19 protein-coding genes and 1 pseudogene are annotated in these 18,375 nt (G+C 70.8%); 9 read left to right on the top strand and 11 right to left on the bottom strand.

Annotation, left to right across the window (positions count from 1 at the left end; translation table 11 throughout):
* Positions 1–178: 178 nt before the first annotated feature.
* Both ACIHIX_RS47575 and ACIHIX_RS47570 read right to left on the bottom strand, forming a co-directional pair.
* On the bottom strand, positions 179–298 hold the full coding sequence (locus ACIHIX_RS47575) for a CbrC family protein (RefSeq protein ID WP_399966927.1): 120 nt from the start codon (positions 296–298) through the stop codon (positions 179–181).
* Positions 299–373: 75 nt separating this feature from the next.
* Positions 374–1,252 (bottom strand): hypothetical protein, encoded by an 879-nt coding sequence (locus tag ACIHIX_RS47570; RefSeq protein WP_399966926.1) that lies wholly within the window; start codon positions 1,250–1,252, stop codon positions 374–376.
* A 127-nt stretch (positions 1,253–1,379) separates the two neighbouring features.
* Here ACIHIX_RS47570 and ACIHIX_RS47565 point away from each other — a divergent pair, with 127 nt between their 5' ends.
* Complete coding sequence (locus tag ACIHIX_RS47565) at positions 1,380–1,967, top strand: exonuclease domain-containing protein (RefSeq protein WP_399966925.1); 588 nt, start codon at positions 1,380–1,382, stop codon at positions 1,965–1,967.
* Positions 1,968–2,317: 350 nt separating this feature from the next.
* Here ACIHIX_RS47565 and ACIHIX_RS47560 read toward each other — a convergent pair whose 3' ends face one another.
* From ACIHIX_RS47560 to ACIHIX_RS47550, 3 genes are all read right to left on the bottom strand, one after another.
* Positions 2,318–3,058: a class I SAM-dependent methyltransferase gene (locus ACIHIX_RS47560; protein ID WP_399966924.1), complete on the bottom strand. Its 741-nt coding sequence runs from the start codon at positions 3,056–3,058 to the stop codon at positions 2,318–2,320.
* 70 nt (positions 3,059–3,128) lie between these two features.
* Positions 3,129–3,749, bottom strand: coding sequence for an SUKH-4 family immunity protein (locus tag ACIHIX_RS47555; RefSeq protein WP_399966923.1), 621 nt, complete (start codon positions 3,747–3,749; stop codon positions 3,129–3,131).
* Positions 3,750–3,897: 148 nt separating this feature from the next.
* Positions 3,898–4,659: an alpha/beta fold hydrolase gene (locus tag ACIHIX_RS47550; RefSeq protein WP_399966922.1), complete on the bottom strand. Its 762-nt coding sequence runs from the start codon at positions 4,657–4,659 to the stop codon at positions 3,898–3,900.
* Between the two features lie 64 nt (positions 4,660–4,723).
* On the opposite strand from ACIHIX_RS47550, the gene ACIHIX_RS47545 reads away from it, so the two are divergent.
* The 6 genes from ACIHIX_RS47545 (at position 4,724) to ACIHIX_RS47520 (ending at position 10,783) form a co-directional block, all read left to right on the top strand.
* Complete coding sequence (locus ACIHIX_RS47545) at positions 4,724–5,131, top strand: MarR family winged helix-turn-helix transcriptional regulator (RefSeq protein WP_399966921.1); 408 nt, start codon at positions 4,724–4,726, stop codon at positions 5,129–5,131.
* 413 nt (positions 5,132–5,544) lie between these two features.
* Positions 5,545–6,546, top strand: coding sequence for an ArsR/SmtB family transcription factor (locus ACIHIX_RS47540; protein ID WP_399966920.1), 1,002 nt, complete (start codon positions 5,545–5,547; stop codon positions 6,544–6,546).
* Positions 6,547–6,671: 125 nt separating this feature from the next.
* A complete protein-coding gene (locus ACIHIX_RS47535; protein WP_399966919.1) occupies positions 6,672–7,106 on the top strand; it encodes a hypothetical protein in 435 nt (144 codons plus the stop codon).
* A 117-nt stretch (positions 7,107–7,223) separates the two neighbouring features.
* The gene (locus ACIHIX_RS47530; RefSeq protein WP_399966918.1) at positions 7,224–9,149 is read left to right on the top strand and encodes a hypothetical protein; all 1,926 of its coding nucleotides are present in this window, start codon (positions 7,224–7,226) and stop codon (positions 9,147–9,149) included.
* Between the two features lie 124 nt (positions 9,150–9,273).
* Positions 9,274–9,969: an SDR family oxidoreductase gene (locus ACIHIX_RS47525; RefSeq protein ID WP_399966917.1), complete on the top strand. Its 696-nt coding sequence runs from the start codon at positions 9,274–9,276 to the stop codon at positions 9,967–9,969.
* A 289-nt stretch (positions 9,970–10,258) separates the two neighbouring features.
* Positions 10,259–10,783 carry a TetR/AcrR family transcriptional regulator gene (locus tag ACIHIX_RS47520; RefSeq protein WP_399966916.1) on the top strand — a complete coding sequence of 175 codons (525 nt, stop codon included), beginning with the start codon at positions 10,259–10,261 and terminating at the stop codon, positions 10,781–10,783.
* A 24-nt stretch (positions 10,784–10,807) separates the two neighbouring features.
* On the opposite strand, the gene ACIHIX_RS47515 is transcribed toward ACIHIX_RS47520, so the two are convergent.
* The 4 genes from ACIHIX_RS47515 to ACIHIX_RS47500 form a co-directional block, all read right to left on the bottom strand.
* Positions 10,808–11,377: a TetR/AcrR family transcriptional regulator gene (locus ACIHIX_RS47515; protein WP_399966915.1), complete on the bottom strand. Its 570-nt coding sequence runs from the start codon at positions 11,375–11,377 to the stop codon at positions 10,808–10,810.
* Entirely contained in the window at positions 11,374–11,919 is a 546-nt protein-coding gene (locus ACIHIX_RS47510; protein ID WP_399966914.1) for a hypothetical protein, read from the bottom strand. The genes ACIHIX_RS47515 and ACIHIX_RS47510 overlap by 4 nt, the downstream gene beginning before the upstream one ends.
* A gap of 129 nt (positions 11,920–12,048) precedes the next feature.
* Positions 12,049–12,618, bottom strand: a complete 570-nt coding sequence (locus ACIHIX_RS47505) for a TetR/AcrR family transcriptional regulator (RefSeq protein ID WP_399966913.1) — start codon at positions 12,616–12,618, stop codon at positions 12,049–12,051.
* A gap of 100 nt (positions 12,619–12,718) precedes the next feature.
* Positions 12,719–14,218 carry an MFS transporter gene (locus ACIHIX_RS47500; protein WP_399966912.1) on the bottom strand — a complete coding sequence of 500 codons (1,500 nt, stop codon included), beginning with the start codon at positions 14,216–14,218 and terminating at the stop codon, positions 12,719–12,721.
* 255 nt (positions 14,219–14,473) lie between these two features.
* Here ACIHIX_RS47500 and ACIHIX_RS47495 point away from each other — a divergent pair, with 255 nt between their 5' ends.
* Both ACIHIX_RS47495 and ACIHIX_RS47490 read left to right on the top strand, forming a co-directional pair.
* The gene (locus ACIHIX_RS47495; protein WP_399966911.1) at positions 14,474–15,352 is read left to right on the top strand and encodes an alpha/beta fold hydrolase; all 879 of its coding nucleotides are present in this window, start codon (positions 14,474–14,476) and stop codon (positions 15,350–15,352) included.
* Between the two features lie 32 nt (positions 15,353–15,384).
* The gene (locus tag ACIHIX_RS47490) at positions 15,385–16,119 is read left to right on the top strand and encodes an NADPH-dependent F420 reductase (RefSeq protein ID WP_399966910.1); all 735 of its coding nucleotides are present in this window, start codon (positions 15,385–15,387) and stop codon (positions 16,117–16,119) included.
* A gap of 90 nt (positions 16,120–16,209) precedes the next feature.
* Here ACIHIX_RS47490 and ACIHIX_RS47485 read toward each other — a convergent pair whose 3' ends face one another.
* Both ACIHIX_RS47485 and ACIHIX_RS47480 read right to left on the bottom strand, forming a co-directional pair.
* Positions 16,210–18,225, bottom strand: a complete 2,016-nt coding sequence (locus ACIHIX_RS47485; RefSeq protein ID WP_399966909.1) for a beta-galactosidase — start codon at positions 18,223–18,225, stop codon at positions 16,210–16,212.
* Positions 18,226–18,280: 55 nt separating this feature from the next.
* Positions 18,281–18,375: pseudogene (locus tag ACIHIX_RS47480) on the bottom strand (carbohydrate ABC transporter permease); the annotation flags it as partial.

Below are 18,375 nucleotides of genomic sequence, written 5' to 3'. Positions count from 1 at the left end.
CTCCTACTTCGCCGGAAGCTGCGGCGGGGCGCCCCTGACCGTCGTACAGCAGTACATCGAGCGGCAAAAACGCCCAACGGGCTGAGGTCAACAGTGCAGACCCGTGCTTCGGCGCGGGTCACACCTGTTTTGAGATGGCCTTCACCATCCGGCCTGAAGGCCGGAGCACTGGCCAAGATCAAAGGTAGATCCACCCCGTGGCCCGTTCGCAGCACGCGCAGGTCTCCGCGCTCGCGCGGACGGCCCCGGTGGCGATCGGATCGGGGTGGTAGCGGAAGACGGGAAGTTCGGGACTCACCGGTGCAGTCTGTACGGCTGACGGTCCCGCGATCAACAAGTCAGGTAGGTGGCCCGCCCGTTCACGAGTAGGCGATCACAGGCCCAGGTGTCGCAGCGCCACCGCGACGTGGCCCCGCAGGGGACGGTCCCAGCCTCGAACGGCGCCGGTGACCTCGACCGCATCGGCGTGCACGAGGACGGACAGTGCCGCGTCCGGCAGTGCCGTCGCCTGTCGGCGGGCCAGGGCGACGGCGGCCGTGACCCGTACCGCCTCGTGCTGCGAGGCAAGGCACGCCGTCAGGGCTACGGACTCCTCGGAGCCGAGGGTTCCGGGCAGGTGGGCCAGTGCGAGGTTCGCCGACGCCCGTGCGTCGGCGGTGTCGCACGGCACGGCGGCCAGCGCGCCCGACAGCCCCGGCACCGGGGCGAACCAGACCAGCAACGCCGCAGCGAGGGTCACCACCGCGGGGTCGGGATCGCGCAGCCACGTCAGGAAGGACGCGGTGTGGCGCTCGGCCGCGCGGTAGGCCTCGGCGGCCCAGCGCAGCGCCACGGCGTCGGCCACGTCGGCGACGGCGTCGACGTCCGGCTCCTCCTCCTCGAAGAGAACCCGGAGCACCGCACCCTCGTCCGCCGGGCGCACCCGGTCCGCCTCGGCGAAGGCCCGCTCGGGGTGGAACGGCAGTTCGTCATCGCGCAGGTTGCCGATGGCGACGGCGTGGAGCAGGTGCAGGACGGTGTCCCGGTCGGGTGTCGAGGGAATGTCGACGAGGGCGACGAGCGCAGGCACGACAGGCGCGCTGGCGGGCCAGCGCGTGCCCTGGTGGCAGACGCTGCCGGAGAGGGCCGACCCGGCCGCACGACGTACGGCGGGGTCGGTGGTGGACAGCGCCGCCAACTGTTCTGGGACGTCCGTGGCCCGGCCGTAGGCGTGGTACAGCCCGGCCCAGTCGGTCGGGGGCGGGACGCTCACGGACCGGGAGCTTAGCAACGGGGCACCTGGTGGCAGGAGTTCGGCCGGGAGCAGGAACGACGGACTCGGCGTGTGACCGGTGGAAAACGAGGTGCCGGAAGCGGACGCGCATCTCTACCCTCGCTCCATGTCCCCCGAATCGGCCCTGCTGAACGTCATCGATGTGGAAGCCACCTGCTGGGACGGCCGGCCGCCGCCCGGTGCCGTGAACGAGATCATCGAGATCGGGCTCACCGTCGTGGACGTGCCGGCGCGGCGTCGGGTGTCCCGGCACCGTCTCCTGGTCCGCCCCGTCCGGTCGGCGGTGAGCGACTTCTGCACCGAACTGACCGGCCTGACACAGGCCGAGGTGGAACGGGGCGTCAGCTTCGCCGAGGCATGCCGGATCCTTGTCGGGGAGTACGGCGCGGGGGAGCGCCGCTGGGCGAGTTGGGGCGAGTACGACCGTCGGCAGTTCGCCCGCCAGAGTCAGGCCGACGGGGTGGCCTATCCGTTCGGTTATCCGACGGAACGCACCCACACCAACGCCAAGGCCGTGTTCACCGAGGCGTACGGGCTGCGCAGGAAGCCGGGCATGGCGCAGGCTCTGCAGATCGCCGGACTGCCGCTGGAGGGTCGTCATCACCGAGGCGAGGACGACGCGTGGAACATCGCGGCGCTCGTCCTCGATCTGTTGGGCCGCGGGGCATGGCCGGTCAGGACCACCGCTGTCTAGGGTCTGAGCACCACTTGGTCATGGGGCTCACGTCCATGGATGGGTTGTGGCCGTTCCTGATCCTGGCCGGTGGTCCTGCCGCAGTATTGGGGGTCCTTCACCTGGCTGGCCGCAGGCGTCCGTCGGCGGGGTCTTGCAGGCGGCGCCATGGGTGCGGCCATGGCTTCGTACGAGGAGGCCTTCCGCGTCACGGCTCACGAATCCCACGTCGAGAGCAGAGCCCAGGCGGAGCGCAAGGCACCGCTCCTGCTGCCTGACGACCACTGGGGGTGCAGCCCGGCGAGGCCGGAGAGGCGGCAACGGAGGGTCGTCGACAGCTCGGGGCGCGGGTGCCGTGCTGTCCGTTGGCTCTATACGTCGGTGATGACGAGCCGGTAGCCGGCGTCGAGTGTTTCGAGCTGGAGGAGACCGGCATGGCGGTCCTGCCAGCGGCCGGAGGCCAGGTCGTCGTCGAGGCGGGCCAGGCCGGGCTGGATGACGTCGTCGCTGATCTGGGCGAACAGTGAGATGCCGGACCGGACTTGGGGGTCGAGGTAGGCCTCGGGGCGGCGCCAGAAGGCGGCCAGGAATCCGTCGGTGCAGTCGTGCGGGACGGGGACCGTCTCGATGCGGGCACCGCCCAGCAGGGTGACGAGTCGGTCGATGGCGACTGCGTGGGTGTCGTCGATCGTGGCTGCCTCGGGCAGGTATTCGTCCAGGAGCCAGAACCGGCGGCTGACGGTGGGGTCGAACGTCAGGATGACGATCCGGTGCCGGGCGACGCGGCGGAGCTCAGCGATGCCGGCCTCCAGGTCGTCCCAGTGGTGGACGGTCAGCAACGCCATCACGGCGTCGGCCGAGCCGTCGGCGAGGGGGATCGCCTCCGCGGACGCCTGGAGAGCAGGCGCGGATCCGGCCGGGCGCTGGGCGATCATCACCGTGCTGGGCTCCACGGCCCACACGGTTCCTGAGGGTTCGTAGGAGCCGGTGCCGGCCCCGACGTTGACCACCGTGGTGGCGTCGCCGAGGGCTCGGTGGATTCGGGCGGCGATGCGGGGGTCCGGTCGCCGGGTGCGGGCGTAGGTCGCGCCGATGCGGTTGTAGGTCGCCACATCCCGCAGTATCCCCTCCCCGCGGCGCTGGAGGGCGCGTCCGTGCGGTGTGGGTGCACGCGCCCGACGATCACCCGTAGAGCGCGCGGGCACCGGGACTGTTGCCCGGAAAGCGCCGGCCCGCGGCGAGCTCGTCGCAGACCACCGACCAGACGGTGTCGTCGTGCTGGAAGGGGAACGGGTCAATGCTGCTTGTCTCTTGGCGGATCAGCGCCGTCTCCCGTTCCAGACGCTCGAAGTCGGCTTCCTCGTCGGCGTCGTTCCCTTCGTTGAAGGTGAACTCCTCCAGCAGTCGCTGGATATGGACCGTGAGGTGCACGAGGGAGGAGACATCGGCATGGAGCTCCTGGACGGTCTCCTCGTCGGTGTCGACGGCGTACACCTTGCCGGACATGGGGTCGAGGGCGAGGTGGGCGTTGAGCAGCCAGCCGATGACAGGCCACTCGCCCGCGTCCGCCGGCGCGTCCATGAGGTTCTCGGCGTTCACCACGTCGTGGAGGAGAGGCAGTCGGCCGGTGTCCTCGTCGGGCTCGCGCAGCCAGAGCGTTCCCGTGGGGATGCCGACCCTCTGGAGGAGGCGGGCGCCCTCCGTGTCCGCGGTGGCGGGCGGGAAGGCGGAGGCGGGCAGTGTCGCGATGCGGTCCTTGCCGAAGATGCCGGTGACTTGCTTGCGGTTGACGTCGAAGAGCACTGCTGGGACTCCGAACTCCGGGGCGGCGCGTACACCTTGAGGACATGTTTCCCGAGCGCTCCTGCGGAGGTTCAGCACACCCTCGTGGTGGATCCTCGGTTCCCCGCACGGTAGCCGTTGAGGCAGGGCCAGTTGGAGGGTGGCCTGCTCAGAGGTGCTGTTGCCGGGCGGCGAAGGCGTCGAGCCGGGCGAAGGTGGGGGCGGGTTGTTCGAGGTGGGGCAGGTGGCCGGCCTGGGCGATCAGCTCGAAGCGGGAGTCCGGGAAGGCGGTGGCGTAGTGCTTGCCGTAGGCGGGTGTGGCGATGCGGTCGCTCTCGCCCCACAGGACCAGCGTGGGCACGGCGACGGTGGCCAGACGTCGACGCAGGGTGGGGTCGCTCATGGCGGGTCCGCCGGAGAACAGGCGCAGGGCCTCCAAGTTGGCCCGGACGGTGGCGACGCGTTCGGCCGGGAGGGTTGCGGGGTCGACGTAGAAGCGGTCGGGGTCGTGGTAGGCGTGCTCGGCGACGCCTCGGGCGTCGAGGGCGAAGAAGTCCTGGACCGGTTCCTCCTCCACGTGGATGCCGACCGGGTCGATGAGCGCGAGTTGGCCGATGCGGCGCTCGGTGTCCGCCGCCGCCATTTCGGCGCCGATCCAGCCGCCGAGTGAGGAGCCGATGACGAGGACGTCGGAGAGGTTCTGGTCGTGCAGGAGACGCAGGTAGAGCGCCGCGAGGTCGCTGATGCGGGTGCAGTCGGCGGGTCGGGGGGTGCCGTTCCAGCCCGGGTGGGTGGGGAGCAGGGTGTGGGACCCCGTGGCGAAGTGCCGGGCGATCGGGGCGACGGTCGCAGGGCCGCCCCCGCCGTGCAGGATCAGGACGGGGCGGGCGTCGGCGGGGCCGGACACGAGGAGTTCGCGGTGTGAGGTCATGGCCGGGACTCTAACTAAGCATCTTTAATTAAACAACCTTAGTCAGAGTGTTAGGGTGGGCGGCATGGCCGCAGACTTGCAGATCCTCGGGCGGGCCGTGAAGGCCGCCCAGTACCGGCAGCACCGGACACTGGACAGTCGCCTCGCCTCTGTCGGCAGCACCCTCGCCCAGTGGGACGCGCTGCGGGCGGTCGCCCGCACACCGGGGGCCAGCGCCCGGGAACTGGCGGCGGCCACCTTCCAGACCGAGCAGGCTTTCGGCACGCTCGCCGGCCGGCTGACGGCGCAGGGGCTACTGGAACGGCGCCCCGGCCACGGTCGGCGCATCGACCACCATCTCACCGCCGAGGGCGAGCGGGTCCTGACGGCCGGTCATGCGATCGCCGACGAGGTCCTCGCGGACTGCTTCGGCGCGCTGTCGGATGCGGAGCGGGACACGTTGCTGGGCCTGCTGAGAAAGATCGAGCGATGATCTGGCTGTCCGCCTGCTGGAGGTGCAGGGGATCTTCTGTCTCTCATCGTCGCGGCCGGATTTCACTGTCGAGACCATGGACTCGTTCCTCAGGAACGGGACGTGGCGGCTGCTGGGGACCTGAAAGCGTGCGGTCGCTCCGTCGGTTCCGGTCCATGAGGTGCAGTTCGAACGTGGCGGCCCCTTCCTCGAGCAGCGTGTTGACGGAAGCACCGGCAGGCGGCGGCTGACTGATGCATCGGATCGCATCTCGTCGAAGACGGGGAGCCATGGCTCGAGCCAGGTCGGCAACCGGTGAGCGGCGGGAGGACGGAGTGCCGCGCCTGCTTCGAGTGTGCCTCGTGCAGTGTGCCGGGTAAGGGCATGCTGAGAGTGTGGTCACGCGCTCTTCCGCGGTGGCAGGGGGCCAGTTGGTGTTACGCGTTCACTTCACGGCGGCAGACCTCGCCCGGACCCGGGTGGCCGCGACGATCGGCGTCGCGGCGGAGATCTACTACAGCCTGGAGCTGCTGAGAGAGAGGCAGGACCGTCCTCACCTGCGTGCGTGGCGGGCAGCCGTCGCGGGCCGCATGGGGGCGGACACGCGCCCTCTGACGTCCCTGGTTCCGGTGCGCGGTCCCGGACTTGATCTGCTGGCGCTGATGGGCGATGTGGCCTCTCTCGACCACGCCGTGGACAACCTGCTGCACGCCCCCGCGTCCCGGTTGCGACGCGAGTTCGAAGGTCTCGACTTCCATCCCGCCCACCTGCCATGGGCCAGACGCGTGTCGGAGGGGGACCGCGACGCGCGGCGGGAACTCGCCCAGGCCGTGCGCGCCTGTCATCGGCTGACGGTGGAGCCCTACTGGCACCGAGGGCGGTCCGAGCTGGTCGCGCTGTCCACGCGTTGCGCGAACCTGGTGCTGGAGGGCGGCATCGATCTGCTGCTGCGCTCGATCTGTCCACCTCTGGTCCGCTGGCGTCCGCCGGTGCTGGAGGCCCCCTACCCGCGGCGGGTCGAAGTGCGCCTGCGGGGACGGGGGTTGATCATCACGCCCACGGTCTTCTCGAAGCTCCCGGTGAGCCTTCTGTGGGACCCGCTGGACACCACCCAGCCGCCCCGGCTGACGGTACCGGCCCTGAGCCGGCCGCTGACCGGTCCCGGGCCGGGCGAACCGGACGACTCCACCGTCCGGAACCTGGAGTCACTGCTCGGACGTACGCGAGCTGCCGCCCTGCAAGTGACGGTGGAAGGGTGCACGACGACCGAGCTGGCACGCCGCCTCAACGTCACGGCCGCAGCAGCCAGTCAGCACGCGACCGTGCTGCGGAACACGGACCTCATCACCACCAGCCGCCGGGGCGGGTCCGTGCTGCACCTCATCACCCCGCTCGGACTGGCCCTGTTGCGGACCGGCACCCTGGCGCAAGGATGAGCCCCGAGCGTGCTGCACATGACGCCAAGGCGCCCCTTTAAGGCGTGACTTAACAGGTGGGCCGCAGGTGGCAGGCCCGTCCAGGATGTGTCGTCGCAACCGGCCCACCTCATCCTGGAGAACACATGCAGACTCATCTCGCCGCCGCGCTCGGCTCCGTCGTGCTGACCGCGGGCACCTTGCTGGGCGCTCCCGCCGCCGGCGCTCAGACCTCCGCCTACCCCGTCACCTCCTTCGCTCCCATCGAGGTCGGGAACACGTGGACGAAGGGCACGGTCACCTGGTACAACCGGTCGGTCTCGGTCACGGGGACGCACAAGTCGGTGAGCGCGGCCGGCCCTGCGTACTGCCGGCGTACCTGGGTGTACACCTACGACGCCGCTGGTGCGCAGTTGGGCTCAGGGGGCTCCTACGCCGCCGACACGGCCTGCGGGACGACCAAGAACTACAGCAGCTTCACCGTGTCGGCCGACGTCCCCGGCGGAGCCGCGCTCGTGCGCGTCTGCCTCGACGACGGCAATCTCAAGGACCTGCTCTGCCAGCCGTTCCGGCGGCCCTGAGCCATCTGATCGCCGACGGTCCGCCGGTCCGACCCGAGCACGTGTACGTAGGCGAGGGCCGGCGGAGCCCGGTCTGCGGGCCTTGTCGCCTCGTGAGCCGCCGGGGATCATGACCGCGTGCCGCGCCGAGAAAAGCTCCACGAACTACTGACACACGCCGGACTCACGGTCATCGAGGAAGTGGACCCGGGTCGTCTGTTCCCGCCGGAGGCCGCCTGGCGGATCGCGCGGGGCGTCGCGGCGCCGGACGGCGGTGCCCGGGACGCACTCGACGCCGTCTGGTGGCGCCGTCTTTGCGCGGATGACGGCGCATTCCTGGTGGCCGTCCACGGGCATCGGATCGGCGGCAACGACTCCTGGTGGACCCGGGTCCGGCTCGCCGGCGGCGGAGCGCCGGAGTTGTCCGGCGACCCCGGGTTCGTGGCGCTCTCACTCGACGGACAGGTGTTGCTGGCGGCGGTGCCCGGCGCGGACGGGCCTCGGGTGACGGCCCTCGACCGACTGCCGGAGCGGCTGGCGGAGGTCGCCGAGGCCGCCGGGCGCGAGACGGAGGCAGAGCGCGCAGTGACATGGGCGGCGGTGCCCGGCCCCCGTGCCTGGCCCCTGCACTGGGCGGAGGGGATCGGGTCCAACCCCGCGGCGCCGGACGAACTCCTGATCCGCCTGCTGGACGTGGCGGACGGCTTCCTCCACGACTGCGACCGGCCCGCCGTCCTGGACGCCGCCGTGGCGCACCCCGATCCGCGCGTGCGGTCACGGCCCGCCGACACCTTCCGCCCCAAGCTCACCTCCGATCAGTGGGCACGCGTGGTGCGCGCCGAGCCGTCACCGAGCAGACGCGTGCTCTGGGCGGAGCACGCCTGCCGTTGGGGTGCCGAACTTCCCGAGGACGTGTACGACGACCTCCTCGCCGGCGCCTCCCGTGCGGAGGCCGCCGAACTCCCGGAACTTCCCGCGCGTCATCTCCCCGAGCTCGCCCTCGACACCGATGCCCGGGTGCGGGCGGCGGTGTGTGCCCGCTGGCAGGATCTCGCCGCGCCGCTGCGGGAGCGGCTGCTGGCCGACACCGACGACGCGGTGCGCACGGCCGCGCTGCTCGCCCACCACGCCGCCGTCCCCATGCCCCGTGAGGTCTTCGCCGCCCTGCCCGAGCCGCGGCGGGCGCTTGAACAGTGCTGTCTGGAGCCCGAGTTGGAGGCGGAGCTGGTCCGGGGCGGGCAGGTGGAGGAACGTCGGGCGCTGGCTGCCAACCCGGCCCTGGGCGCGCCCGGCGTCGCCGTACTGGCGCAGGACCCGCGCGACGAGATCCGCTCCGCGGTGGCACAGCGCCCCGACCTCACGGAGGAGCAACGGGCCGCGGTGCGCCACGACTTCGACCCGACGTCGATGTCGCACACCCTTGCCTGGGTCGCGGACCTGCACGGCGACGCCGACGCGATGCGCCGTCTCGCCGTGTCGTCCCACCCGCTCGTCCGCCGCAGCGTGGCCCGCGCCCGCCACCTCCCGCCGGACGTGGTGGCGCGGCTGGCACGGGACGAGGACCGGGTCGTCCGCCTGTTCCTCGCCGAGTCGTGCGAGGACGCGCCGGGCGACCTGCTGCTGGAGGTCTGGCGCTGGTGGGACGGCAGCTTCAGCCACCCCGGCCGGCCCCGCAGCCACCCCAACTTCCCGCGCGATGGTCTGCTGCGCCATCTCACCGACCCCAGCGGGCGGATGCGCCGCCTGGCCCTGGATGATCCGCGGTCCACCGCGGCCGATGTCGCGCACCTGGCCCGGGATCCCGAAGCCGAGGTACGCCGCCGCGCGGCGGAGGACCCCCGGCTGTCACCGCAGGACGCGGTACGGCTGCTCGACGATCCGGCGGCCCACGTCCGCGACACCGCGGTGCGCAGTCCGCGGCTGCCGGCCCGCGTGCTGGCCGGGCTCCTGCACGACCGCGACACGGCATGGACGGCGGTCACCAACGCGGCGATCCCGGTCCCCGTCCTGCACCGCATCCTGGCCGCGGCCGCGGCCGCGGCAGCCGTGGCCGCCCGGAGCTGAACGCCGGCGCCGGGCGGGCGCGGGGCGCTGCGACGGGCCCTCCGACACACCACGCTTGCGTCGTGAAACCGATCGGTTTACTCTTCTTGAAACCGATCGGTTTCACGTATCTCCGGAGAGAGTCATGACTGTTTTGAAGGGCGCGAACGTCCTCGTCACCGGCGGCAGCCGCGGCATCGGCAAGGCGCTGGTGGAGGAGCTGTACGCGCGCGGTGCCGGCAAGGTCTACGCCACGGCCCGCGACCCGCGCACCGTGACGCACCCCGACGCGGTCCCTTTGGCCCTGGAGGTCACCGACCCGGCCTCGGTGGCAGCCGCCGCCGCACAGGCGCAGGACGTCACCGTGCTGATCAACAACGCCGGTGCCTCGGTCGGCGCGTCCTTCCTCGACTCCCCGGTCGACGACATACGCCGGGAGTTCGAGACCAACTTCTACGGCCCCCTGCTCGTCGCCCGCGCCTTCGTGCCGGTCATCGAGCGCAACGGCGGCGGCCACCTCCTGAACGTGCACTCCGTGCTGTCCTGGGTCGCGCTCGGCGGCTCCTACAGCGCCTCCAAGGCCGCCCTGTGGTCACAGACCAACTCCCTGCGCCTCGAACTCCAGCCGCGCGGCATCGCCGTCACCGGACTGCATGTCGGCTACGTCGACACCGACCTCACCACAGGCGTCGACGCCCCCAAGTCCGACCCGCGCGATGTCGCCGCCCTCGCCCTCGACGGCATCGAGACCGGCGCCCACGAGGTGCTGGCCGACGACATCTCCCGGCAGGTCAAGGCGGGCCTGGCCGGCGACCTGGCAGCGCTGTATCCCCAGCTCTGAGGCCGCGCTTGCAGAGGCCGGAGAGGGTATGGGAAATGAGCCTGCATTCAGATGGGACTCCGAGGAAGCGTTCAACAGTTTCCGGGACGACCGGGAACTGGCCGACCTGCATCCACTGCGGCAGAGCGGCACGGCGTCCTGCATCTGCAGACGTTCGGCGTCTCGCTCGACGACGTACTGGCAGTGCTCAAGCCTTGGCCTCGGACTTTTCGTGAGGGTCCTCCGACGGAGTCGGCGGACCCTTTCGCTTTCCGGGGTGTCGGCCGGCAGTCGATCAGGGGATGGGGTCATGGGCGGCATCAGTGCGCAGGAGCGGCGGGAGAGTGTTATTCGCGCGGCCATCACGGAGTTCGCGATCGCCGGCTATCGCGGTACCACCACCGCCGCGATCGCCGAGCGGGTCGGAGTCAAACAGCCGTATCTCTTCCGGCTCTTCCCGGACAAGAAGGCGATCTTCGTCGCCGCTCTGCGGCGGAGCGCGGAGGACACTCGCTCGGCCTTCGAGGGGGCGGCCGACGGGGTGGAGCGGGGCGAGGGGGCGTGGCAGGTGATGACGGACGCCTATGTGCGGCTGGTCGCGACGAGCCCCGAGACGCTCCGGATGCAGTTGCAGGGATACGCCGCCGTGGCGGCTGCCGAGGGGCAGGGTGACGACCTGATCGGTGAGGTCGTCCGGGCCGGCTGGACGAGCATCTGGGAAACCGTGCACCTGTCGCTGGGCGCCGATGCCGAATTGACCGCGAGGTTCTTCGCCTGCGGCATGCTCGGCAACACGCTCACGGCCATCGGGCTTCGGGTGCACACCGGCAGGTGACGGGGCGCTGTGAACGGCGATGCGTCAGCGCATGCCTGCCGCGTCGAGCAGGGTGGTCACGGTGGGCCCGACGAGCCCGGTGAGGTGGTCGGCCTGAATCCCCGCGCGGGCGCTGGCGCCGTCGAAGACCAGGCTGAGCTGCCGGGCCAGCAGATCCGGATCGTTCGCCCCGCCCTGCTCGGCCTCGGTGCGGAAGAAGGCCGTCAGATTCGCCTTGACCTGGTGGGCCACCCGGCTCGCCGGGTGGCTCTGGTCCTTGAGCTCGACCTGCACGGCCAGGTACCGGCAGCCCCTGAACTCGGGTGCTGCCGCCTGCGTTTCCACCTGCTCGAAGACGTGCAGGATCCGCTCGCGCGGTGACTGACCGGCGTCCGCCGCGGGCAGGAGAGTCGCCACGTAGCCGGCGGCGCGCTCCCTCAGGCTCGCGGCCAGGAGCTCGTCCTTGCTTTCGAACAGCTGGTACATGGAGCGCTTCGACACTCCGGCCGCCTTGCACAGCGCCTCGACGCCGATGCTGACGCCGTCGCGGTAGGTGAGCGTGGCCGCCGCCTCCAGCAGGCGCTCTCTGGGGCTCAGTTTCACTTCGGTGCTCATGTCGTGAGGTTAACCCGGAGCGGACGAATTGAAAACCGATCGGTTTTCAGTGTGTCGTGCGTGTCTCTCCGTCGGTCGAAGGCGCCGTCCTTGGCGATGGCGCCGACCGGGCAGGCGGCGACGCGCAACGTGCAGTCGATGTACGGGTTGTGGTCCAGCGCCTGCCCGTACGCGCTCACCTCCGCGTCGACCAGGACGGTCACGAGCAGGACGAAGCGGCCGAACTTCGGGTGGACGACGGTGCGGCGCAGGCCCATCACGGCGAGCCCGGCCGCCACCGCGACCGTCTTGTGCGCCACCACCCAGATCCGCTCGCTCGGGAAGCGGTCCGTCTCCTGCGGGAAGCCGACGGAAGAGTTGAGCGCGCGGTAGCCGGCGTCCTGGAGCGCCTGGGTGACGCTGCGGGTGCCGGGCAGTGCGCAGCGGGAGTGCTCGCACTCACCGGCCAGGTCGGGATGGTCCAGGCTGACCGTGTGTGCCGCCGGCTTCGCCGGAAGCGGGGGAGGGGCGGGGTGCCCCTCGATGTCGGGCGCGGCAGTCATCCGGGCTCCTCGGGATGCGGGTACGAGGCTCACCGTCACCGGCGGGAAGCCGATCAGTCTGATCGCCGTGAACCGATCGGTTCCCGCGCGCAAGTGCCCTTGGTGTCGCGGGCGCCCGTCGCGCGAGGGTCAGCGCACGTCCGCCGCGTCGAGCAGGGTGGCCACGGTGGGGGTGATGAGCCCTCCCCGTGTGTCGGCCTTGATTCCCGCACGGGCGCTGGCGCCGTCGAAGACCAGGATCAGCTGCCGGGCCAGCAGGTCCGGGTCGCTCGCCCCGCCCTGTTCGGCCTCGGCGCGGAAGAAGGCCGTCAGGGTCTCCTTGACCCGGTGGGCGACCAGGCTCGCGGGGTGGGCCGGATCCTTGAGTTCGATCTGTACGACGAGATACCGGCAGCCCTGGAAGTCGGGCGCGCCCGCCTGTGCCTCCGCCTGTTCGAACACGTGCAGGATCCGCTCCCGGGGCGGACGGGTGTCGTCCGCCCCGGGAAGGAGTGCCGTCACGTAGGCGGAGGCGCGTTCCTCCAGGCTCGCCGCCAGCAGCTTGTCCTTGCTCTCGAACAGCTTGTACATGGAGCGCTTGGACACCCCCGCCGCCTTGCACAGCGCGTCGACCCCGATGGTGACGCCTTCGCGGTAGGTGAGCGTGGCCGCTGCCTCCAGCAGTCGCTCTCGGGAGTCCGGCATTGCTTCGGTGGTCATACGGCGAGGTTAACTCTGTTTCGACCGATTGGAAAACGATCGGTTTACGGTGGTGGCGGGGGTGCCTCCGGACGTCGGCACCCCCGTCGCGGTCCCCGGCTCAGTGGGCGATCACAGGCTCGCCCTCCGACGGCGCCAGAGCCGCGTTCGGCATCAGGAACGCCATGAGCACCGCGCCGACGACGAAGATCCCGGCGCCCCAAGCGAGGGTGGCCGTGTAGCTCTCGACTCCCGCCTGGGCCATGGTCAGCGCGCTCGGCTTGTGCGAGGACAGGTAGTCGGTCGCGGCCGACGAGGCGACGGTGGTGAGCAGCGCCGTACTGATCGAGCCGCCCACCTGCTGGCTGGTGTTGATCAGCGCCGACGCGACACCCGCGTCCTCGTGATGCACGCCCGCGGTCGCAGCCTGGAACGAGGTGGTCATCACCGCGCCGATGCCGAGGCCCAGCAGGATCATGCCCGGCATGATGTGGGCGAGGTAGGTGCTGTCCAGCGTGAGCCGGGTCAGCAGGGCCATACCGGACGCGGAGACCAGGAAGCCGACGCTGACCACGACCTTGGGGCCGACCCTGGGCAGCAGCAGCGCGGGCACCGTGGTCGACGAGGCGACGATGCCGCCGACCATCGGCAGGAAGGACAGGCCGGCCTCGATCGGCGAGTAGCCGATGCTGGCCTCCAGGTAGTAGGTCAGGAACAGGAAGATCGAGAACATCCCCATGCCCAGGACGAACACGGCCAGGAACGCACCGCCCCGGGTCCGGTCCAGCACGACGCGCAGCGGCAGCAGCGGATGCGCCACCCTGTGCTCCAGCCAGGCGAACACCACGAGCAGCACCACGCCGCTGATCATGGAGCCGAGTGCGACCGGGTCGGTCCAGCTGGTGGACTCCACGTGGGCGAACCCGTAGACGATCGCGAACAGCGCGGCGCTCACCACGAGGGTGCCGGGCAGGTCGATCCTGGGTCGCTCGGTGATCGCGGGCTTCGCCAGCAGCAGCAACGCACCGACCAGCGCGACGCCCGCGAAGACGACGTTCACGTACATCACCCAGCGCCACGACGCCCACTCGGTGAGCATGCCGCCGAGCAGGAGTCCGACCGCGGCGCCTGCACCCGCCAACGCGCTGAAGATGCCGAAGGCCTTCGGCCGCTCGGCAGGGTCGGTGAAGGTCACGCTGAGCAGGGAGAGCGCCGCGGGCGCGAGCAGGGCGGCGAACAGACCCTGCGCCACACGGGCCGCGACGAGGATCTCGAAGCTGCCGGCCGCGCCACCGACGACGGACGCGGCCGCGAACCCGATCAGGCCGGTCACGAACGTCGTACGGCGTCCGAACAGGTCCCCGAGCCGGCCGCCGAGCAGCAGCAGGCTGCCGAACGCCAGGGCATAGCCGGTGATGACCCACTGCCGGCTGCCGTCGCTGAAGCCGAGGTCATGCTGCGCTTCGGGCAGCGCGATGTTCACGACGGTCGCGTCGAGCGTGACCATGAGCTGGGCCACGCCCAGCACGACGAGCACCCACCAGCGCACGGCATGGGAGCCGCGGCGTCCCGGGTCCGTTGTGCCGGAGGCGGGCGCTCCGCGGTCGAAGGTGGTACTCACTTTTCCCCTTAGGTGCTGGTCATGGGCCGACCGTCGGCCGGAAACCGATCTGTTTCCACTTAGGTAAACAGATCGGTTTCCTGTGCGCAAGTGAGGGGGGTGCCCCTCGTTCGGGGGTGCGGTGCCGCGGAATGTCCTGCCGGGCTTGCGAAGGGAAACCGATCGGTTTACCGTAGTGGAAACCGATCGGTGTCGCAGCCTCCGGCGAAAGTCATGACCGGCTCGGTGATCCCTCACACGCAAGGAGTCGGCGAGATGCCCAGCCAAGAGCCACGTCCCACGCTTCACCTTCCGCGGACCACCAGCCACACCCTCGCCCCGCGCGCGGGATCCGGCGGCCACGAGGGAACGCTGCGCTACCTCAAGACGGGCACCGGCGCCCCCCTGGTCCTACTGCACACGGTGCGCACCCAGGCCGAGCACTTCCGCCACCTCATCCCGCTGATCGCGGACCGGTACACCGTGTACGCCCTCGACCTGCCCGGCATGGGCTACTCCGAGATCGTGCCCGGTGCGTCGTACGACGAGCCCGCGATGCGTGCGGGCGTCGAACGACTGCTGACCGAACTCGACCTGCACGACGTGACGTTGGTGGGGGAGTCCATGGGCGCGGTGCTCGCCCTCACCACCGCGGCCGAGTCGCCGGCTCGGGTACGACGCGTCGTCGCGGTCAACACCTACGACTTCCCCGGCGGCATCGCCCGGTCGAGCCTCCTCGCCCGCGTGGTGGTCAGCGGAGTGCTCGCGCCCGGAGTAGGCCCGGTGATCGCGGGCGTCGAGCCCAAGCCCGCCCTCCGCAAGATCCTCCAGGGCGGCCTCGGCAACAAGCGCGCGCTGCGCGAGGACTACGTGGACGAACTCCTCCAGGTGGGCAGCCGCCCTGGCTACTCGACCGTCGCCCGCGCCGTCTACCAGGCCCTGCCCAGCTTGATCGCCGCCCGCACCCACTACCCCGAGATCAAGGCACCCGTCCACCTCGTCTACGGCGAGAAGGACTGGTCCCGCCCCTCGGACCGGGAAGCCAACAGAAAACTGCTGCCCGCCGCCGACTTCACCCAGGTCCCCAGGGCAGGCCACTTCATCGCCCTGGAACGCCCCGACGTACTGGCCGACCTCCTGAACGCGGCGGCCTGACCCACGCTGCCCTCCGTCCGGAAGGACACATCATGAAGATTTCCGTCATCGGAGCCGGCGCGATCGGCGGCAACCTCGCCCGCAGGCTCAGCGCGGCCGGCCACGACGTCCAGGTCGGCGACGCCCGCGGGCCCGGGGGAGTCGCGCCCGACGTACTGGAGACCGGCGCCCGCGTCGTGGCTCTTGAGGACGCCGTCAAGGACAGGGACGCCGTCATCCTGGCCATCCCCTTCGGAGTGGCGGGACAACTGGCCGACCTGTTCGCCACCGTCCCCGCGGAGACGGTGGTCATCGACACCTCCAACTACTACCCGCAGCTCAGCGGCCGGATCGAGGCAGTGGAGGGCGGCGCCATCGAGAGCGAGTACACCGCCGAACTCCTCGGCCGCCCCGTGATCAAGGCATGGAACGCCGCACTCGCCGGAACCCAGCGAACGAAGGGCCTGCCGGCAGGTACGCCGGGCCGCATCGCCCTTCCCGTCGCAGGGGACTCCGAGCGGGCGAAACGCGTGACCATGCGTCTGGTCGACGACACCGGATTCGACCCCTACGATGCCGGAGCACTGGCCGACTCCTGGCGGCAGCAGCCCATGGGCCCCGCCTACTGCACGGAGCTGACCCTGGCCGAACTGCCGGCAGCCCTGGCCGCGGCCGATCGCGTCAAGGACGCGGCGGTCCGGGAGAGCATGGGGGAGCGCTTCGCCGCTCTCGGCGCCGATCCCACCCTGGAAGACGTCGTCGAGATGAACCGCACCGCCCACAGGTGACGCCCTCCCGCCGACAGGCGGCGCACACCCCTGTACGACAAGTCCCCGACAGCTCCTGTCGGGGACTTGTCCGTCGCGGGGCGGCGGTGTTCAGCGGGCCTCGCGGACCACGGCAACACCTCCGGCCGGGACGGTCACCGAGCGGTGGACGGGCTTGTCGGTGAGCAGTTCCACGCCATCGGCCGGGATCTCGGCTCCGGCTCCGGAGTGGTCGATCAGGAACAGGTAGTCCGCGTCGGTTCCGCTGCGGCGTACGGCCTCGATGCCGGGCGACGGTGCGGCGAGCACAGGACGGACACCGGCCTCGTCGCAGATGCGCGCCAACAGCGAAGCCAGCGTGGCCGGCTCGGGGCTGGTGGCCAGATACCAGCCGATGCCGGCGCCGTAGGCGTGCCGAGTGACGGCCGGCAGGTCGGCCAGCGGCCCGTCGGCGTAGGTGGCGATGGCTTCGGCGCCGGTGAGCTGGAGCCGTTCGGACCACAGGGCGGCGGTGGCGTCCGGGGGAACCTGGCCCGTCAGCCTGTGTGTCTCGCCGGGGAGGAGCGGGAACGGTTCGTCCGCGCGCACGCCGAGGACGTCCCGGAAGGCGCCGGGGTAACCGCCCAGCCGCACATGGCAGTTCTCGTCGACCGTCCCGCTGTGGAAACCCACCGCCAGCGTGCCGCCGCGCTCGGCGAAGGCGGTGAGGTTCGCGGCGCCCTCGTCGTCGACCACGTAGAGGCTGGGCACGAGGACCAGGCGATAGCCGGACAGGTCCGCGTCGGGGCGTACGAAGTCGACGGCTGTGCCTGCCCGCCACAACGGGGTGTACCAGTCCCGGACGAGCTGCTGGAAGCGGAGTCGGGAGCTGGGCTGGGACGGCAATTCCAGGGCCCAACGGGCGTCCCAGTCCCAGACGATGGCGACGTCCGCCGCGACGGTACTGCCCCGGACCTCGGCCAATGCCCGCAGATCGGCGCCGAGTCGGACGACGTCCTGCCAGATCCGACTGCTCGTGCCCGCGTGCGGGAGCATGGCCGAGTGCCACTGTTCGGAGCCGGCTTTGGCGGCCCGCCACTGGAAGTACGCGATGCCGTCGGCGCCGTGCGCCACATGGGCCAGCGCGTTGCGGCGCATCTCGCCGGGGTGCTTGGCACGGTTCACGGGCTGCCAGTTGACAGCGCCGGTGGAGTGCTCCATCAGCAACCAGGGCCCACCGGCCATCGAACGCACCAGGTCACCGCAGAGAGCGACGTCGACCTCCGATTCGGGGTCGTCGGCGCGCAGGTAGTGGTCGTTGGAGACGATGTCCAGTTCGGGGGCCCAGCGCCAGTAGTCCAGCGCCTCGATGCTGAAGTTCACCATGAAGTTGGTGGTGGCCGGGATGCCCGGCGCGGCCCGACGCAGCACGTCCCGTTCGGCGACGTACAGCGACAGCTGTTCGGCGTTGCAGAAGCGGCGCCAGTCCAGCTGGTGGGTCGGGTTCGAGTCGGCTCCGGTGACGCGGGGCGGGATGATCTCGTCCCAGTCGTAGTACCACTGGCTCCAGAACGTCGTGCCCCAGGCGTGGTTGAGGGCGTCCAGACGGTCGTCGTACTTGCCACGCAGCCAGCGCCGGAAGGCGGCCGCGCTGGTGTCGCAGTAGCAGGCGGCGTTGTGGCAGCCGTACTCGTTGTGCACGTGCCACATGACGAGCGCGGGGTGATCGGCGTACCGCTCGGCCAGCGCACCGGCCATGCGCAGCGCCGCGGCGCGGTAGGCGGGGCTGGACGGGCAGAACGTCTGCCGGCTGCCGTACGACAGTCGGCGACCGTCCCTGTCGACCGGCAGTGCCTCCGGATACGCCTTGAAGAACCAGGCGGGCGGGGCCGCCGTGGGGGTGGCGAGGTCGGCGGCGATGCCGTTGGCGTGGAGCAGGTCGAGGATCTTGTCCATGCGTGCGAAGTCGTAGACACCCTCGGCGGGTTCGAGGAGCGCCCAGGAGAAGATGCCGACGCTGACCATGGTCACCCCGGCCTCGCGCATCAGGCGCATGTCCTCGGCCCAGACCTCCTCGGGCCACTGCTCGGGGTTGTAGTCGCCGCCGTAGGCGATGCCGGGCAGGCGAAGGCGGCGTTCAGTGCTCACTGGTGGTGCTCCGATAGGTAGCGGGAACAGGTGACTTGCGGGCTTTCCCCGACGATCAGCCCTTGTTGGCGCCCAGTGTCAGGCCGCTGACGAACTGGCGTTGCAGGGTGAAGTAGACGATGAGGGTGGGGATGGCGGTGAGGAGGGCGC

Source organism: Streptomyces sp. NPDC051913 (assembly GCF_044593635.1).
Classification (GTDB): Bacteria; Actinomycetota; Actinomycetes; order Streptomycetales; family Streptomycetaceae; genus Streptomyces.
This window is presented reverse-complemented; position numbering and strand designations above follow the sequence as displayed.

Coding starts and splice junctions, on each gene's coding strand:
- ACIHIX_RS47525 (WP_399966917.1), top strand. CDS start 9,274: ATGACTGTTTTGAAGGGCGCGAACGTCCTCGTCACCGGCGGCAGCCGC.
- ACIHIX_RS47545 (WP_399966921.1), top strand. CDS start 4,724: ATGGCCGCAGACTTGCAGATCCTCGGGCGGGCCGTGAAGGCCGCCCAG.
- ACIHIX_RS47515 (WP_399966915.1), bottom strand. CDS start 11,377: ATGAGCACCGAAGTGAAACTGAGCCCCAGAGAGCGCCTGCTGGAGGCG.
- ACIHIX_RS47520 (WP_399966916.1), top strand. CDS start 10,259: ATGGGCGGCATCAGTGCGCAGGAGCGGCGGGAGAGTGTTATTCGCGCG.
- ACIHIX_RS47510 (WP_399966914.1), bottom strand. CDS start 11,919: ATGACTGCCGCGCCCGACATCGAGGGGCACCCCGCCCCTCCCCCGCTT.
- ACIHIX_RS47550 (WP_399966922.1), bottom strand. CDS start 4,659: ATGACCTCACACCGCGAACTCCTCGTGTCCGGCCCCGCCGACGCCCGC.
- ACIHIX_RS47535 (WP_399966919.1), top strand. CDS start 6,672: ATGCAGACTCATCTCGCCGCCGCGCTCGGCTCCGTCGTGCTGACCGCG.
- ACIHIX_RS47505 (WP_399966913.1), bottom strand. CDS start 12,618: ATGACCACCGAAGCAATGCCGGACTCCCGAGAGCGACTGCTGGAGGCA.
- ACIHIX_RS47495 (WP_399966911.1), top strand. CDS start 14,474: ATGCCCAGCCAAGAGCCACGTCCCACGCTTCACCTTCCGCGGACCACC.
- ACIHIX_RS47490 (WP_399966910.1), top strand. CDS start 15,385: ATGAAGATTTCCGTCATCGGAGCCGGCGCGATCGGCGGCAACCTCGCC.
- ACIHIX_RS47565 (WP_399966925.1), top strand. CDS start 1,380: ATGTCCCCCGAATCGGCCCTGCTGAACGTCATCGATGTGGAAGCCACC.